12 protein-coding genes are annotated in these 15,410 nt (G+C 71.0%); 9 read left to right on the top strand and 3 right to left on the bottom strand.

The window, feature by feature from the left end; translation table 11 throughout:
• The first annotated feature begins 47 nt into the window (after positions 1–47).
• Positions 48–2,918, top strand: a complete 2,871-nt coding sequence (locus tag LJ221_RS00405; protein ID WP_241712631.1) for a vitamin B12-dependent ribonucleotide reductase — start codon at positions 48–50, stop codon at positions 2,916–2,918.
• A 148-nt stretch (positions 2,919–3,066) separates the two neighbouring features.
• Here the strand turns inward: LJ221_RS00405 and LJ221_RS00410 are convergent, their stop codons facing one another.
• The gene (locus LJ221_RS00410) at positions 3,067–3,597 is read right to left on the bottom strand and encodes a TerD family protein (RefSeq protein WP_241712632.1); all 531 of its coding nucleotides are present in this window, start codon (positions 3,595–3,597) and stop codon (positions 3,067–3,069) included.
• Positions 3,598–3,882: 285 nt separating this feature from the next.
• Here LJ221_RS00410 and LJ221_RS00415 point away from each other — a divergent pair, with 285 nt between their 5' ends.
• From LJ221_RS00415 to LJ221_RS00430, 4 genes are all read left to right on the top strand, one after another.
• On the top strand, positions 3,883–4,491 hold the full coding sequence (locus LJ221_RS00415; protein WP_241712633.1) for a YdbC family protein: 609 nt from the start codon (positions 3,883–3,885) through the stop codon (positions 4,489–4,491).
• 108 nt (positions 4,492–4,599) lie between these two features.
• The gene (locus tag LJ221_RS00420; protein WP_241712634.1) at positions 4,600–5,322 is read left to right on the top strand and encodes a histidine phosphatase family protein; all 723 of its coding nucleotides are present in this window, start codon (positions 4,600–4,602) and stop codon (positions 5,320–5,322) included.
• 147 nt (positions 5,323–5,469) lie between these two features.
• Positions 5,470–6,147 (top strand): ribonuclease HII, encoded by a 678-nt coding sequence (locus tag LJ221_RS00425; RefSeq protein WP_241712635.1) that lies wholly within the window; start codon positions 5,470–5,472, stop codon positions 6,145–6,147.
• A gap of 268 nt (positions 6,148–6,415) precedes the next feature.
• A complete protein-coding gene (locus LJ221_RS00430; RefSeq protein ID WP_308314686.1) occupies positions 6,416–6,835 on the top strand; it encodes a hypothetical protein in 420 nt (139 codons plus the stop codon).
• 45 nt (positions 6,836–6,880) lie between these two features.
• Here the strand turns inward: LJ221_RS00430 and LJ221_RS00435 are convergent, their stop codons facing one another.
• Both LJ221_RS00435 and LJ221_RS00440 read right to left on the bottom strand, forming a co-directional pair.
• Positions 6,881–7,525 (bottom strand): hypothetical protein, encoded by a 645-nt coding sequence (locus tag LJ221_RS00435; RefSeq protein ID WP_241712637.1) that lies wholly within the window; start codon positions 7,523–7,525, stop codon positions 6,881–6,883.
• Positions 7,526–7,645: 120 nt separating this feature from the next.
• Complete coding sequence (locus LJ221_RS00440; RefSeq protein WP_241712638.1) at positions 7,646–9,808, bottom strand: RecQ family ATP-dependent DNA helicase; 2,163 nt, start codon at positions 9,806–9,808, stop codon at positions 7,646–7,648.
• Positions 9,809–9,970: 162 nt separating this feature from the next.
• Between LJ221_RS00440 and LJ221_RS00445 the strand changes: the two genes are divergently transcribed.
• The 4 genes from LJ221_RS00445 to LJ221_RS00460 all read left to right on the top strand — a co-directional run bounded on the left by LJ221_RS00445 (position 9,971) and on the right by LJ221_RS00460 (position 15,163).
• Complete coding sequence (locus LJ221_RS00445; RefSeq protein WP_308314687.1) at positions 9,971–11,140, top strand: DUF4192 domain-containing protein; 1,170 nt, start codon at positions 9,971–9,973, stop codon at positions 11,138–11,140.
• A 55-nt stretch (positions 11,141–11,195) separates the two neighbouring features.
• The gene (locus tag LJ221_RS00450) at positions 11,196–11,960 is read left to right on the top strand and encodes an NUDIX domain-containing protein (RefSeq protein ID WP_241712639.1); all 765 of its coding nucleotides are present in this window, start codon (positions 11,196–11,198) and stop codon (positions 11,958–11,960) included.
• Positions 11,961–12,178: 218 nt separating this feature from the next.
• Complete coding sequence (locus tag LJ221_RS00455; RefSeq protein WP_308314689.1) at positions 12,179–13,222, top strand: FadR/GntR family transcriptional regulator; 1,044 nt, start codon at positions 12,179–12,181, stop codon at positions 13,220–13,222.
• 357 nt (positions 13,223–13,579) lie between these two features.
• Positions 13,580–15,163 (top strand): RNA polymerase sigma factor, encoded by a 1,584-nt coding sequence (locus LJ221_RS00460; RefSeq protein ID WP_241712643.1) that lies wholly within the window; start codon positions 13,580–13,582, stop codon positions 15,161–15,163.
• The last annotated feature ends 247 nt before the right edge of the window (positions 15,164–15,410 follow it).

The raw sequence follows: 15,410 nt of genomic DNA on the forward strand, positions 1-15,410 counted from the left end.
GGAAGTGCGGGGTGTGTCAGGGCGTTATGCCTGTACAGGGAGGCGGAATGACAGAGACGACGAGCGACCCGGCACGAGGGGCCCGGTCCAAGGGGACCAAGGCCGCCAAGGGTCTGCGGATCGAGCGCATCCACACCACCCCCGGGGTGCACCCGTACGACGAGGTGGTCTGGGAGCGCCGTGACGTCGTCATGACCAACTGGCGCGACGGCTCGGTCAACTTCGAGCAGCGCGGCGTGGAGTTCCCCGACTTCTGGTCGGTGAACGCGGTCAACATCGTCACCAGCAAGTACTTCCGCGGCGCGGTCGGTACCCCCCAGCGCGAGACCAGCCTGAAGCAGCTGATCGACCGCGTGGTCAAGACCTACCGCGCCGCCGGTGAGAAGCACGGCTACTTCGCCTCCCCGGCCGACGCCGAGATCTTCGAGCACGAGCTGGCCCACGCCGTGCTCCACCAGGTGTTCTCGTTCAACTCCCCGGTGTGGTTCAACGTCGGCACCGCCCAGCCCCAGCAGGTCTCCGCCTGCTTCATCCTCTCCGTCGACGACTCCATGGAGTCGATCCTGGAGTGGTACAAGGAAGAGGGGATGATCTTCAAGGGAGGTTCCGGCGCGGGCCTGAACCTCTCGCGCATCCGCTCCTCCAAGGAACTGCTCTCCTCCGGCGGCAATGCCTCGGGCCCGGTCTCCTTCATGCGCGGCGCCGACGCCTCCGCCGGGACGATCAAGTCCGGCGGCGCCACCCGCCGCGCGGCCAAGATGGTCGTCCTGGACGTGGACCACCCCGACGTCGAGGCGTTCATCGAGACCAAGGTCAAGGAGGAGGAGAAGATCCGCGCCCTGCGCGACGCGGGCTTCGACATGGACCTGGGCGGCGACGACATCACCTCCGTCCAGTACCAGAACGCCAACAACTCCGTCCGCGTCAACGACGCCTTCATGAAGGCCGTCGAGGAGGGGTCGAAGTTCGGCCTGCGCGCCCGGATGACCGGCGAGGCCATCGAGGAGGTCGACGCCAAGGCGCTGTTCCGCAAGATGGCCGAGGCCGCCTGGGCCTGCGCCGACCCCGGCATCCAGTACGACGACATCATCAACCACTGGCACACTTCGCCGGAGAGCGGCCGCATCACCGCCTCCAACCCGTGCAGCGAGTACATGCACCTGGACAACTCCTCGTGCAACCTGGCCTCGCTGAACCTGATGAAGTTCCTGCGCGACGACGACGCCGGCATCCAGTCCTTCGACGCCGAGCGCTTCGCGAAGATCGTCGAGCTGGTCATCACCGCGATGGACATCTCCATCTGCTTCGCCGACTTCCCCACCGAGAAGATCGGTGAGACCACCCGCGCCTTCCGCCAGCTGGGCATCGGCTACGCCAACCTCGGAGCCCTGCTGATGGCCACCGGCCACGCCTACGACTCCGACGGCGGACGCGCCCTGGCCGGTGCGGTCACCTCCCTGATGACCGGCACCTCCTACCGCCGCTCCGCCGAACTGGCCGCGGTCGTCGGCGCGTACGAGGGCTACGCCCGCAACGCCGACGCCCACCAGCGCGTCATGAGGCAGCACGCCGACGCCAACACCGGCGCCAAGCGCATGGACGACCTGGACACCCCGGTGTGGGCCGCGGCCACCGAGGCGTGGCAGGACGTGCTCCGGCTGGGCAAGAAGAACGGATTCCGCAACGCCCAGGCATCCGTGCTGGCTCCCACCGGCACCATCGGTCTGATGATGGACTGCGACACTACCGGCATCGAGCCCGACCTGGCCCTGGTCAAGTTCAAGAAGCTGGTCGGCGGCGGCTCGATGCAGATCGTCAACAACACCGTCCCCAAGGCACTCAAGCGGCTCGGCTACCAGCCCGAGCAGGTCGAGGCGATCGTCGAGCACATCGCCGAGCACGGCAACGTCATCGACGCCCCGGGGCTGCGTCCGGAGCACTACGAGGTCTTCGACTGCGCCATGGGCGAGCGCTCCATCTCACCGATGGGGCACGTGCGGATGATGGCCGCCGCCCAGCCGTTCCTGTCCGGCGCGATCTCCAAGACGGTGAACATGCCCGAGTCGGCCACCGTCGAGGAGGTCGAGGAGATCTACTTCGAGGGCTGGAAGCTCGGCCTGAAGGCGCTGGCGATCTACCGCGACAACTGCAAGGTCGGCCAGCCGCTCTCCGCCAAGAAGAGGGAGGGCAAGGGCGAGGAACGGCAGTCCAGGGCCGAGAAGGTCGTCGAGTACCGCCCGGTGCGCAAGCGTCTGCCCAAGGGCAGGCCCGGTATCACCACCTCCTTCACCGTCGGCGGTGCCGAGGGCTACATGACCGCCAACTCCTACCCGGACGACGGGCTGGGCGAGGTCTTCCTGAAGATGTCCAAGCAGGGGTCGACCCTCGCGGGCATGATGGATGCCTTCTCGATCGCCGTCTCGGTGGGCCTGCAGTACGGCGTGCCGCTGGAGACCTACGTCTCGAAGTTCACCAACATGCGCTTCGAGCCGGCCGGTATGACCGATGACCCGGACGTGCGGATGGCGCAGTCGATCGTCGACTACATCTTCCGCCGTCTGGCGCTGGACTTCCTGCCCTTCGAGACCCGCTCGGCCCTCGGCATCCACTCCGCCGAGGAGCGCCAGCGCCACCTGGAGACCGGCTCCTACGAGCCCGCCGACGACGAGCTGGACGTCGAGAGCCTGGCCCAGTCGGCCCCGCGCCAGGTGGAGCCGCCCAAGACGGTGAGCAGCTCCCCCGAGCCGCAGGCGCCGGTTCCGGCGCCGAAGGAGGCGCACAGCTCCACCGAACTGGTGGAGATGCAGCTCGGTCTCAACGCCGACGCGCCGCTGTGCTTCTCCTGTGGCACCAAGATGCGCCGCGCGGGCAGCTGCTACCTGTGCGAGGGCTGCGGCTCCACCAGCGGCTGCAGCTGACCCGCGATGCCGCGGCGGAGCCCCGCCGCGGCATCGCGGGACGACCGGAGGGCGCCGACCGGAGCGGGTCGGCGCCCTCCGGGCCGCCCGGTGTCTCCCCACCCCACCCCACCCCGCCGCACGGCGGGACGGCGAGACGGGCGGGCCGTCAGACGGGAGCGCCGCCCATGAGGCGGGTGAAGGACTCCGGGTCGGTGTCGAACCCGCGCAGATGCTCGCGGAACTCCCAGGCGCCCGTGCCGTTGCGGGTGAACTCCGCGACGGTGGCGGCCGTCGCACCGGACACGCCCGAGAAGTCGTGCTCGGCCAGCTCGACGTACCCCTCCCTGATCCGGACGCCGGTGCGCGCTATGTCGCCGAACGTCCAGCGCCCGCTGTGCTGCTGGACCGCCACGCCCACGACCACCCGGACGTAGGAGGAGGCCAGCCGGCTGAGCTCCAGGGTCATGATCTCGTCGTAGCCGAGCCCCAGCCCGGTGCGGCTGTCCCGGCTGAGGTCGATGGTGCCGTCGGGCGAGCGGCTGTCGAAGTGCACGACGTACGCGGGCTCGCCGTGCGGGTCCTCCGCGGTGTAGGTCGCGGCGATGATGTCGAGGTCGTGGGGCGAGGAATCGGAGGGGCTGGGGTCCCACCTGACCGCCACCTCGACCTTCTCCACCCCCTTGTTGGGACTGCTCACCGGGCTCCCCTTCCTAGGAACTGAGCTACTGCGGTACACGACCGCACCCGACCCGGGGCCGGTGCGGTGCGGTCGCCATGACAGCACATCAACTCTCCTGCCTGTCCGGTGGTTTGTCCACGGCATCCGGATCGCGCGCGGTCCGGGCCATGTGGGAGGAACGCTCGGCGGGCGCGGATCGTCGAGCCGCTCGTCGAGGATCTCCGGCGCGGCTTCGGGGGAGAGCCTTCCGAGGCCCGTGACATGCCGTGCGGCCGGTCACCGGTATGGCCGTACGATGGCGCGGTGCTGGTCAAGTGGATGCGCTGCACGGTGGTCGATCGACGGGGCTTCGAGCGGGGGCAGCGGAAGTGGGCCGGTCTGCTCGGCGAACCGGGCTTCCGGGCGCAGGGCGGGGGCTGGAGCCGGTCCCGGCCGGGCGTGGCGCACCTGTTCGGCTTCTGGGAGAGCCGGGCCTTCTACGACTCGTTCATGGCACGCTCCCACGACCGGCTGGCAGCGTCGCAGAACGGCACCTACAAGGACGTCCAGGTCCGGCTCTTCGAGTACCGCTTCGACGTGAAGGTGGGTTTCCGACCCCGGTTCACGGACGCGGACCTGCTGCGTGTCGCCCACTGCCGGGTGCGCCGCGAGCGTATCGAGCACTACACCCTGATGCAGGAGAAGGTGTGGAACCCGGCGATGGCCGGGTCGCCCGGGATGCTACGGGGGGTCTTCGCGCAGGCACAGGCCGAGGACGAGTTCCTGGTGCTGTCGATGTGGGACTCGGCGGCGGAGCACGGCAAGTACCGCACGGAGCGGATCGAGCGGCTGGCGCTCCGTGCCCAGCTGGGGGCGGATGTCGCGTCGGTCGGCGGGGACGTGATCGATCTCGAGCCGTCCTGGACGGTCTGATGCCGGTGCCGGTGCCGGTGCCGGTCGGGCGTTGCCGCGAGGGCCGCGACCGGGCTGTGGTTGGGCTGTGGTTGGGCTGTGGGGCCTCCGCGCGCCTAGGGTGGGGGCATGGCACGACCCCGGCGCATCGTTCTGGTCCGGCACGGCGAGTCGGAGGGGAACTTCGACGACTCGGTCTACGAGCGGGTGCCCGACCATGCCCTGAGCCTTACCGAACGCGGATTCCGGCAGGCCGAGGCGGCGGGGGAGCGGCTGCGGGAACTCTTCGGGGACGAGCGGATCTCGGCCTACGTCTCGCCGTACCGCCGCACCCACCAGACCCTCCGCGCGCTGCGCCTGGACCCGACGCGAGTGCGGATGCGCGAGGAGCCCCGGCTGCGCGAACAGGACTGGGGCAACTGGCAGGACCGCGAGGACGTACGGCGGCAGAAGGCGGCGCGCGACGCCTACGGGCACTTCTTCTACCGGTTCGCGCAGGGGGAGTCGGGTGCGGACGTCTACGACCGGGTCGGGGCCTTCCTGGAGAGTCTGTGGCGCAGTTTCGAATCCTCCGACCATCCGCCGAACGTGCTGCTGGTGACGCACGGGCTGACCATGCGGCTGTTCTGCATGAGGTGGTTGCACTGGACGGTCGCGGAGTTCGAGTCGCTGTCCAATCCGGGCAACGGGGAGGTGCGGGCTCTGGAACTGGGCACGGACGGGCGCTACCACCTGGACCGGCCGTTCGAGCGCTGGTGCACCCCCGAGTCGTATGCCGGACCCTACGCGGGGGAGTCCGGGGAGACGTACGGGATGTCCGGGGCGCGCGGGCGTCCCGGCAGGCTCCGGTGAGGCCCCGGGCGCTCTGCCCGAGCCTCGACGCCTGCGCCCTGGCAGGGCATCGTCGGTACCGTGCCGGGCCGTGGCGGTGGGGCGGGACTGTGCCCTCCGGCCCCGGGGAACATCCCGCGGGCGGTGGGGCGTACCCTGGCTGACGTCATGCCGTACGAGCCTCCCACTCACCGCGTCGAACGTTCCCTGCGGGCCACCACCGGAGCGAAGGTCGTCGCCGGAGTCGACGAGGTCGGCCGGGGGGCCTGGGCGGGGCCCGTCACCGTCTGCGCGGCCGTCACCGGACTGCGCAGGGCGCCCGAGGGGCTGACGGACTCCAAGCTCATCGGACCGGCCCGCCGCGCCGAACTCGCCGGGTCGCTCACCGACTGGGTCACGGCCCACGCGCTCGGGCACTCCTCTGCGGAGGAGATCGACGAGCTGGGCATGACGGCCGCGCTGCGGCTCGCCGCCGTACGCGCGCTGGAGGCGCTGCCGGTCCGTCCCGACGCCGTGATCCTCGACGGCAGGCACGACTACCTGGGGGCTCCCTGGAGGGTCCGCACGGTGGTCAAGGGCGACCTGTCATGTGTCCCGGTCGCCGCCGCGTCCGTGATCGCCAAGGTGTACCGGGACGCTCGTATGGCCGAACTGGGCTCTGAACACCGCGAGTTCGGCTTCGACCGCAACGCCGGCTATCCCTCGCCCGTCCACCGTGCCGCCCTCGAGGAGCTGGGGCCCACTCCCCACCACCGGTTGTCGTGGTCGTATCTGGACGCACTGCCGCGCTGGCGGCACCTGAAACGGATGCGTGTCGAGCGGACCGAGCAGATCGGCCTCTTCTGACTCGAAACCGAATCTTTTTCCGAACCCGCTGGCGTGTCCCGCACCGGCGTTTGATAGACAACACCCCATGCCGCACAGCTCCGAGGAGCCCAAGATTCACCCGAATGTCCCCGGCCCCCGCGACGCCACGGGTACCGCCCGGGCCCCGCAGGTTCCCCGCCCCTCCGCACCCGTCCCCGGCCCCCGGCCGACGCCGCAGCGGGCCGACCGCAGCCGTCCCGTTCCCGGGAGGCCGGCGCCGACGCGTAACGCCGGACCCTCGCGTCCCGTGGCGGACGCGGCGGATGTGAAGGCGGCCCCGGGGAAGGCCGCACCGCAGATCCAGCTCGTCGAGGCCACCGATGCCACCGCGGTCGAGGTCGCGGACGAGACCGTCGACAGGCTGCTCGACGAGGGCCGTTCGCCCGCCGATGTCCTGGTGCTCACCACAGGTGAGCACCATCCCTGGGCGCAGCACGAACTCACCTTCGGCGAGGACGCCTACTGGCGCCAGCAGGCCGAGGGCGAGGATGTCTTCTACGCCCACGCGTCGGCCGCGGAGCGCGCCCTCGGCCGTCCGGTCGTCGTGCTCGCGGTCAACGGCGGGACGGACGATCAGGCTGCCCAGGCGCTGCCCGCCGCTCTCGCCAGGACGGGGGCGCGGCTGGTCGTCTGCGGCGATCCCGGTCGGCTGCGCACTCTGCTCTGAACCGGAGGTTCCGGCCCGTGGCCCGCTGGTCCGCCACCTGGCGGGTCAGCGGGCCGTGGTGCTCCGCCGTGTCCCAGAGGGTCCGGAACTCCCTCCCCCCGGGCGGCTCTTCTCCGGGGCTCCGTCTTCCGGGCCGTCTTCCGGGCCGCCGTCTTCCGGCCATGCGCTCCAGGCGACGGGGCCGCCGACGTACGGCCGCCGTCCCCCGCGGTCCTCGCCGAGAACCTGCCAGCCGGTACGGGTCAGCGTGATGTACGCCCCACACCGCAGGCCGTGCAGTATGCAGGCGTCGCGCAGCCCCCACATCCACGCGCCGTCCTCGTCCCTCCGGCCCGGGCCGTCCTCCCCGCAGCGCAGCAGGACGGCGGTCCGGGAGGGCCTGCGGCGGCGCAGGTCGTGCGGGACGATCCTGCGCAGCTGGGACAGCAGGACGTTGCGGCACTCCCAGCCGTCCGGAGCGGAGTTGGCCCGGGAGAACGATGCGCTGGCGACGATCCGCTCGTCCGGATCGATCACCGCGACGACGGAGGTGGCCGGTCCGGGCCGGTGGCGGGCATGCAGACCTGTGACCAGTTCGCGTGGGCTGCGCAGCAGAGGGATCCTGGCGGCGGCCCACTCGGCGGGTTCGAGAACGCGTCCGGCGCGGGACGGGGTCTCGGCGGGCGGCGGTGAGACGAAGCCGACGGTCATGGTCCTCCCTCCGTGGCATCGCACCAATTCTCACGGGTGAACACAGTTGCGGCAATGGAACACCAAGTCGCCCTGATCACGCCGAAGCCTCCCACGGCGGGTCGGCGGGCGGGCTGCGGTTCAGCCCCGCACGGCCAGCACCAGTGGCATCACCCCCTGGGCCCCGGCCCGGCGTAGCAGCCGCGCGGCCACTGCCAAGGTCCAGCCGGTCTCCGTGAAGTCGTCCACCAGCAGTACCGGGCCACCTGCCGCCTCGACCGCCTTCTCCAGCGGCACGGGAACGGTCAGCGCACCGTGCAGGGCCCGTAGTCGCTGCGCGCTGTTACTACGCGGGGCATGGCCCGGCGCCCCGTCGGCGTACTCCACGGTGCCCAGCAGCGGTATCCGGCCGACCGCCGCGATCCGCTCCCCGAGAGACCTGACCAGTTGCGGCCGACTCCGCGAGTCGATCGTCACCACTCCCACCGGGCGGGCCGGCATGTCCTCCTCCTCTGAGGCCCAGCCGCCCGGCCCCCGCGCCCAGTCGGCGAGTACGGAGACCACGGCAGCGGCCACGTCGTCAGGCACCGGCCCGTCCTGCGAAGGCGGCTCCAGCAGCGGGCGCAGCCGGTTGCCCCATCCGATGTCGGACAGGCGGCCCAGCGCCCTGCCGGGAGCCGCCTGTTCGCCCGGAGGGACACGGCCCTTGAGGTCCAGCCCGATCGCGGGCAGCCCTGTCGGCCACATCCTGCGGGGCTCCACCTCCACACCGGGGCGCTTCAGTTCTCCCCGGGCGGCCTCCAGCGCCGCCGAATCGACATCGGTGCCGAACCGCGGGCCCGCACAATTGTCGCACCGGCCGCAGGGCGCCGCCTCCGGGTCGTCCAGTTGCCGCCGCAGGAACTCCATCCGGCACCCGGAGGCTGCTGCGTACCCCTTCATCGCATGCTGCTCGGCCTCCCGCTGCCGCGCCACCCACGCGTACCGCTCGGTGTCGTAGGACCAGGGCTCTCCCGTGGAGACCCAGCCGCCGCGCACCCGCCGTACCGCCCCGTCCACGTCGAGCACCTTGAGCATCGTCTCCAGCCGCGAGCGGCGCAGTTCCACCAGCGGTTCCAGGGCGGGCAGCGACAGCGGCCGGTCGGCCGACGCCAGCACGTCCAGGGTGCGGCGCACCTGCTCTTCGGGGGGAAAGGCCAGAGAGGCGAAGTACCGCCAGATCGCCTCGTCCTCCGGGCCGGGCAGCAGCAGGACCTCGGCGTGCTCCACGCCGCGCCCGGCCCGGCCCACCTGCTGGTAGTAGGCGATGGGGGAGGAGGGGGAACCGAGGTGGACGACGAAGCCCAGATCCGGTTTGTCGAAGCCCATGCCCAGCGCGGAGGTGGCCACCAGCGCCTTGACCCTGTTGCCCAGCAGGTCCGCCTCGGCCGCCTCCCGGTCCGCGTTCTCCGTCCGCCCGGTGTAGGAGGCGACCGTGTGACCCCGCTGCCGCAGGAACGCCGCCACCTCCTCGGCCGCCGAGACCGTCAGCGTGTAGACGATGCCGGAGCCCGGCAGCCTGTGGAGGTGGCCGTCGAGCCAGGCCAGCCGGTGTGCCGCGTCCGGCAGGCGCAGCACTCCGAGGCTGAGGCTCTCCCGGTCCAGCGGGCCGCGCAGCACCAGCGCGTCCGCCCCCGTCCCACCGGTGCCCAGTTGTTCGGCCACGTCGGCCGTCACCCGGGCGTTGGCCGTCGCGGTGGTGGCCAGTACCGGGACGCCGGGGGGAAGCTCGGCGAGCATCGTCCGCAGCCGCCGGTAGTCGGGTCGGAAGTCGTGGCCCCAGTCGGAGATGCAGTGTGCCTCGTCGACCACCAGCAGTCCGGTCGTGGCGGCCAGTTCCGGCAGGACCTGATCGCGGAAGTCGGGGTTGTTCAGGCGCTCCGGGCTGACGAGCAGCACATCGACCTCGCCCGCGGCCACCTCGGCGTGGACCGTGTCCCACTCCTCGGTGTTCGCGGAGTTGATCGTCCGGGCGCGGACGCCTGCCCGCTCCGCGGCCTCGACCTGGTTGCGCATCAGCGCCAGAAGCGGGGAGACGATCACCGTCGGTCCCTCGCCGCGCTCACGCAGCAGTGCGGTCGCCACGAAGTACACCGCTGACTTGCCCCAGCCCGTGCGCTGCACCACCAAGGTCCGACGACGCTCCACCACCAGGGACTCGACGGCTCGCCACTGGTCGGTGCGCAGCCTCGCCGTACCGGTCGCGTCACCGACGAGACGGGCCAGTACGGCGTCGGCGGCGGCGCGCAGATTCTCCTCGCTCATGCCTCCATGCAACCCGATGGCACCGACACCGTGCGAACCGCCTGTGGAGAACCGGACGTCCATACAGTCAATGTGATCACCGGTGTATCAGCATATATGTCTATTGGTGTTACCTGTGGACAGAGCCGCGCGGAGCCCCGTCCGCCGCGTCACTGTCGGGGCATGACACAGCACAGCGAGTTCACCCGGCAGCCGTCCCCCGCCGCCCAGGTCACCCTGCGCGGTCCGGCCGAGCTGATCGACTCCCTTCCCTATCTGCTCGGCTACCACCCCGACGACTCCGTCGTCCTGGTCGGTCTCCACGGCCCGAGCGGTCGCTTCGGCGGCCGGCTCCGCGTGGGCATCCCCACGAAGGAGGAGGATTGGCCCGAGCTGGCCGAACAAATGGCCGACTGCCTGCGCGGCAGCGGCGCCCCGCGCGGCGACCGACCCGACGCGGCGCTCGTCTTCCTGTGCCGCGATCCGGCCGACGGCGAGGGAGGCCGGGCCGTCATGGAACGGCTCCGGCCTCTCGCCCAGCGGCTGCGGACCGCCTGCGGGGCGCTGGACATGCCGGTGTACGAGGCGCTGTGCGTCTCCGGTGGCCGCTACTGGTCGTACTGCTGTCCCGACACCCGGTGCTGTCCGGCCGAGGGCACACCGCTGGGCGTCCCCGGCACCTCTGCCATCGCTGCCGCGGCCGCGTACGCCGGGCTGCGGGTGAAAGGCACTCTGAAGGAGATGACGGCCAGGCTCGCACCGCTTGGCCCGCCGACCGCCGGCCCGCAGGAACAGGCATTCGGCATCGCGGGCGCGGCCCTGGTGCCCCGGATGCTGGGCGAGGCTGACCGCGAGACGGTGCGCACCGAGACCCTGGCGCTCGCCGGCCGGCTGCTCGACCGCTACCGGAACGCGCCGACTGCGGGCAGGAGGGAGGGAGCGGCCGGGGCCGACACCCGGGACGATCGCCTTCTGTCCCACGAGGAGGCCGCCACCGTGGTCCTCGGTCTCCAGGACCGGGTCACCCGGGACCGGGCCGCGGAGTGGATGGAGGGCGAGGAGGCCGCCCCCGCGTTGAGGCTGTGGCGTGCACTGGCCAGGCGGTGCGTCGGGGCCTACGCCGAGCACGCCGCGGCGCCGCTGACTCTGGCCGGTTGGGTCGCCTGGTCCGGCGGGGACGAATCCGACGCGCGTGTGGCGCTGGGCCGGGCTCTGGATCTGGATCCGGAATACGTCTTCGCGCGGCTGCTCCACAGCGCGTGCAACAGCGGACTCGACCCCGAACCGCTGAGGCAGTGCCTGCGGAGGCAACGGGCCGCACGCGGGCGCGGGACCGCGGCGGTCCAGGGTTGACGGCGGAGCGGCGCAAGCCTCTGTTTATCGTCAGGCAGACGACTATGATCACGTCATGCCCTACGACCCGTCGGCCTTTCCCCCCTTCGCCGTCACCGTCGACCTGGTCGTGCTCACCGTGCGAAGGCACGCCTTGTGTGCGCTGGTCGTACGCCGGGGCGAACCTCCGTACCAGGGGCGGTGGGCACTGCCCGGAGGCTTCGTGCGTATCGACGAGGATCTCGGGGCCGCGGCCGCCCGTGAACTCACCGAGGAGACGGGGCTGCACGTACAGGGGCCGGACGACCGGCACACCGGCGCCCATCTTGAGCAACTCGCCACCTATGGCGATCCGGGGCGAGATCCGCGGATGCGGGTGGTCAGCGTCGCTCACCTGGTTCTGGCCCCCGGCCTGCCCGCCCCCACGGCCGGCGGCGACGCCGACAGCGTCCGCTGGGCACCGGTGGACACTCTGCTGCCCTCCGGAGACGGCTCGGACCGAAGGACTGAAAGTGGTGAGCGGCCCGTACCGCTGGCCTTCGACCACTCCAGGATCCTCGCGGACGGAGTCGAGCGGGCCCGGTCGAAGATCGAGTACTCCTCGCTCGCCACCGCTTTCTGCCCGCCGGAGTTCACCGTGGGGGAGTTGCGGCGGGTCTACGAAGCGGTGTGGGGCGTCGCACTGGACCCGAGGAACTTTCATCGCAAGGTCACTGGCACTCCCGGCTTCCTGGTGCCGACCGGCGGTACGACAACTCGTCAGGGTGGTCGACCCGCACAGTTGTTCCGGGCCGGTGGTGCCACGGTGCTGAACCCGCCGATGCTGCGGCCGGAGATATGAGGGAGGGGCGAGGCCCCGACTCTCCACCGGGACGGCACTCCGCTCCGGCAGGCCCGTGGTGCGCAGGCGGGTCGGCACGTCTTCCACCAGCGGGTCCCGAGCCCTGAGTGGCCCCGTTTCGCCGCAGGCGCGCTCTGTCCATCGCGCGTGCCTGATCAGAAGATCGTTGCTTTCCGATAAGGCGTCAATCGCGAGGAGGCCGCTGATCACCCTTTCGTGTGCTTTTCACCAAAGCCCTCAAGGCCGTCCGGAGCACCGCCGACAAAGGATGCGTGACTACCCTTGCGCACACCATGATGACCTCGGCTCGCTCCGCCGACTCCGGCCTCACGGGTTCGGGCGGGCCGGACCGTTACGCCTACGCCGAGTCGACCGGCGCGATCCGTGCCACCACCGTCCCCGCGTGGGATGGCGGCGAAGCGGACATGGCCAGGACCGGGCGACGCGCCGCCGGAAACCGGGGGCGCGGGCTGCACGGTCAACTCGTACAGCAACTGGGACAGATGATCGTCTCCGGAGACCTCGGCGCCGACCGCCCCCTCGTTCCTGAGGAGATCGGCCAGCGCTTCGAGGTATCGCGCACCGTCGTCCGCGAGTCGCTCCGGGTCCTCGAGGCCAAGGGCCTGGTCAGTGCCCGCCCCAATGTCGGAACGCGGGTCCGCCCGGTCAGTGACTGGAACCTTCTCGACCCCGACATCATCGAATGGCGTGCCTTCGGTCCACAGCGCGACGATCAGCGCCGCGAACTGTGTGAGCTGCGCTGGGCGATCGAGCCGCTGGCCGCCCGTCTCGCCGCGGACCACAGCCGCGACGAGGTGCAGCAGCGCCTCGCGGACATGGTCGAGATCATGGGCCGCACACTCGCCCAGGGAGACGGTCTGACCTTCTCCCGGGCCGACGCCGAGTTCCACGCCCTGCTTCTGCAGGCCGCCGGCAACCGGATGTTGGAGCACCTCTCAGGCATCGTCGGTGCGGCCCTCCAGGTGTCCGGGGCGCCTGCCGCCGGATGCGAGCACCCCACCGAGGCATCGCTGGCACACCACCGCAGGATCGCCGAAGCCGTCGCCTCAGGGGAGGCGGTCGCCGCGGAGAACGCGGTGCGTCAGTTGCTCGCCGTTCCCTCCGAGGCAGCCGTCTCCGCGACGCCCGGCGCTCCCGCCGCAGGCGCCTCCGCCGCACCCTCCGAGGCCCAGACCTCCGCAGCGGCTCCGGCGGTCGGCGGCGCCTCCGACCATGTGGTGCCGGCGCCCCGCGAACACTGATCTCCGGTACTGGCAGCACCCGCACGGTGTCGCCGGATCCCGTCGGGCGGGATCCGGCGATGTTCTTCCGGCCGGTCGGCCCGCTCCGGTAACCCGGGCCACGGATCGGCGATAAGTCGGCGTATGAGGGTTTCCGTCCGCCTATGTCATGTGACCCGGGACACTCCGGCCGGGCGTAACGCTTCGCGTGGCAGCGCGATGACTCAAGAGGTGGCAGCTACCGGGGGAATACGGGCGCCTCATCCGGCGCTGTATCCCCTCCGCCGCTCCGCCCGAGCCGCCGGTCATCCCCGCCGGGGCTTGCAGGTCCCATGCCCCCGTGGGCGGGGCCGAAGCCGTTTCCATCGTTCCGAGAGGTTGTTCGTGTCGGCCAGCACATCCCGTACGCTCCCTGCGGAGATCGCCGAGTCCGCGTCTGTGATGGCGCTCATTGAGCGGGGAAAGGCTGAGGGGCAGATCGCCGGCGACGATGTGCGTCGGGCCTTCGAGGCCGACCAGATTCCGCCGACCCAGTGGAAGAACGTCCTGCGCAGTCTCAACCAGATCCTCGACGAGGAGGGTGTGACGCTGATGGTGAGTGCCGCGGAGGCTCCCAAGCGCACACGGAAGAGCGTCGCAGCGAAGGCCCCGGCCAAGCGCACCGCGACCAAGACGGTCGCCGCCAGGAAGACCGCCGCCAGGAAGGCGGCTCCGGCCGCCGCCCCGGAGGACCCCGCCGAGGGTGCGAAGGGAGCCGCCGAGGAGGGCGCGGCGAAGCCCGCCAGGAAGACCGCCGCCAAGAAGGCGCCCGCCAGGAAGACCGCGGCCAGGAAGACCGCGGCCAAGAAGACGGACGTCAAGAAGGCCGTGGCCAAGAAGGCGGACGTCGACGAGCTGCTCGAGGGTGACGAGGACATCATCGAAGAGCCTCCGGTCAAGGGCGGCAAGGCCGCAGAGGAGGCCGCGGCGGAGCCCAAGAACGAGAACGAGGGTTTCGTCCTGTCCGACGACGACGAGGACGACGCCCCTGCCCAGCAGGTCGCCGCCGCGGGTGCCACCGCTGACCCGGTCAAGGACTACCTCAAGCAGATCGGCAAGGTCCCCCTGCTCAACGCCGAGCAGGAGGTCGAGCTGGCCAAGCGCATCGAGGCCGGTCTCTTCGCCGAGGACAAACTCGCCAACAGCGACAAGATCGCCCCCAGGCTCAAGCGCGAGCTGGAGATCATCGCCGAGGACGGCCGCCGGGCCAAGAACCACCTCCTGGAGGCCAACCTCCGCCTGGTGGTCTCCCTGGCCAAGCGCTACACCGGCCGGGGCATGCTCTTCTTGGACCTGATCCAGGAGGGCAACCTGGGCCTGATCCGCGCGGTCGAGAAGTTCGACTACACCAAGGGCTACAAGTTCTCGACCTACGCGACCTGGTGGATCCGTCAGGCCATCACCCGGGCCATGGCCGACCAGGCCCGCACCATCCGCATCCCGGTGCACATGGTCGAGGTGATCAACAAGCTCGCGCGCGTCCAGCGCCAGATGCTCCAGGACCTGGGCCGTGAGCCCACGCCGGAGGAGCTGGCCAAGGAACTCGACATGACCCCGGAGAAGGTCGTCGAGGTCCAGAAGTACGGTCGTGAGCCGATCTCCTTGCACACCCCGCTGGGCGAGGACGGTGACAGCGAGTTCGGCGACCTCATCGAGGACTCCGAGGCGGTCGTCCCGGCCGACGCGGTCAGCTTCACGCTCCTGCAGGAGCAGCTCCACTCCGTGCTCGACACGCTCAGCGAGCGCGAGGCCGGCGTGGTCTCGATGCGCTTCGGTCTCACCGACGGCCAGCCCAAGACGCTGGACGAGATCGGCAAGGTCTACGGCGTGACCCGCGAGCGGATCCGCCAGATCGAGTCCAAGACGATGTCGAAGCTGCGTCACCCCTCCCGTTCCCAGGTCCTGCGGGACTACCTCGACTAGCCTCCGCCAGGCCCGGCCGCACGTGCCGCGGGGTCGGACCCCACTGCGGGGTCTGGCCCCGCGGCACGTGCGGGTGTGAGCCGTTCTCCGGATGCGGAAGTCGCCCGCATGGCTCACCCTGGGGTGAGGCGGGGGGCGATCGCAGGTCCAGGGAGGCCCTGTGTGCCTGTTTCCCGGCATGCGGGATTCTCCGTGCCCCCGGGGCACACCGCCGTCCGCCGCACCCGCTCGTGCCCGGATACGGCAA

This window comes from Streptomyces sp. CNQ085, from assembly GCF_022614595.1.
Classification (GTDB): domain Bacteria; phylum Actinomycetota; class Actinomycetes; order Streptomycetales; family Streptomycetaceae; genus Streptomyces.

Bases quoted from the DNA above. Each gene is read 5' to 3' on its own strand.
- LJ221_RS00450 (WP_241712639.1), top strand. From the start codon at position 11,196: ATGCCCTACGACCCGTCGGCCTTTCCCCCCTTCGCCGTCACCGTCGAC.
- LJ221_RS00435 (WP_241712637.1), bottom strand. From the start codon at position 7,525: ATGACCGTCGGCTTCGTCTCACCGCCGCCCGCCGAGACCCCGTCCCGC.
- LJ221_RS00420 (WP_241712634.1), top strand. From the start codon at position 4,600: ATGGCACGACCCCGGCGCATCGTTCTGGTCCGGCACGGCGAGTCGGAG.
- LJ221_RS00445 (WP_308314687.1), top strand. From the start codon at position 9,971: ATGACACAGCACAGCGAGTTCACCCGGCAGCCGTCCCCCGCCGCCCAG.
- LJ221_RS00440 (WP_241712638.1), bottom strand. From the start codon at position 9,808: ATGAGCGAGGAGAATCTGCGCGCCGCCGCCGACGCCGTACTGGCCCGT.
- LJ221_RS00405 (WP_241712631.1), top strand. From the start codon at position 48: ATGACAGAGACGACGAGCGACCCGGCACGAGGGGCCCGGTCCAAGGGG.
- LJ221_RS00425 (WP_241712635.1), top strand. From the start codon at position 5,470: ATGCCGTACGAGCCTCCCACTCACCGCGTCGAACGTTCCCTGCGGGCC.